The organism is Mesorhizobium sp. M1E.F.Ca.ET.041.01.1.1 (genome assembly GCF_003997355.1).
In the GTDB taxonomy this organism is placed as follows: Bacteria; Pseudomonadota; Alphaproteobacteria; order Rhizobiales; family Rhizobiaceae; genus Mesorhizobium.
In genome coordinates this window covers 1-1,208 of the sequence record NZ_RZSL01001046.1, presented here as the reverse complement: position 1 = coordinate 1,208, position 1,208 = coordinate 1, and the positions used below count along the sequence as shown (strand labels likewise).

Genomic DNA, 1,208 nt, shown 5'->3' with positions numbered 1-1,208 from the left:
CGCCAGCCTGACGGCGGCCGGCCGCACGGTGAAGGACATCAAGCTCTCGGCCAAGGGCAAGGCCGACATCGCCAACCCGCAGGCCGATGTTTCGCTGACGGGCAGCGTCGAGGAGCAGCCGCTCGACATCGGGGCTTCGCTGGTCACCGCCGACGGCAAGCGTTCGATCAGGGGGCTCAGCCTGGCGCTCGGCGACAACAAGGTTTCGGGCGATCTCGCGCTCGACGATCGGCTCCTGCCGCTCGGCACCCTGACGCTGGCCGTTTCCGACATCGCGCCGCTGGCGGCTCTCGGCGGGCAAAACGCGACCGGCGACATAAACGGCACGATCGCCTTCGCCAAGGATGGCGAGGCTCCGACCGTCACCGTCAATGCGGCGAGCACCTCGATCGCGCGCGGCGACCTGGCCGCGAAGACCATCACCGTCAACGCGCTGATCGCCAACTATCTCAAGGGGCCGGCGATCTCGGGCACGATCAAGGCCGACAGCGTGACTTCCGGCGCTACCGTGGTCAGCGGCATCGGCATCGATTTGAAGCGCGATGGCGACTGGACCAATTTTTCCGGCGGCGCGACGGCGTCGGGCATTCCGGCCACCGCGACCGGACGCGTGAAGATTGCCGGCGGCAAGACCAGCGTCGAGATCGCGTCAGGCGAAGCGACCGTGCGTGGCATCAAGGCGGCGATCGCGGAGCCTTCGAGCCTTTCGATCGCCGGCGGCATCACTACCGTCGAGAAACTCGCGCTCGATCTCGGCGGTGGTTCGGTGGCTCTTTCGGGCAACGCTGGCCAAACCCTCGACCTGACGGCCAATTTCGCCAAGCTGCCGGCGGCGCTCGCCAATGATTTCGTGCCTGGCCTCGATGCAGCTGGAACGCTGGAAGGCACGGCGCATGTCACGGGTCCATCGTCCAACCCCGATGTGCGGTTCAACGCCAAACTCGCCGGCGCGGAAACCAGCCAGACACGCCAGGCGGGCCTTGGCCCGCTCAATCTCGATGTCGCCGGCAGCGCTTCGACGGCGGGCGGCCTCGTCATCGATCAGGCGACGCTTTCCGGCGACAAGATCTCGGGCAAGGCCGCCGGCACCATCAATCCGAACGGCGCCAGCGATTTCTCGCTCGATCTCGCCTCGAACGGGCCGAGCCTGCCGCTCAAATTCGGCACCGCCGAAAGCCCGGTCGAGCTGGAAATGCAGACTTTGTCGA

General features: G+C 66.9%; 1 pseudogene. It reads left to right on the top strand.

The features are described 5' to 3' along the window. Window positions 1-1,208 (top strand): annotated as a pseudogene (locus tag EOA38_RS37205) (translocation/assembly module TamB); the annotation flags it as partial.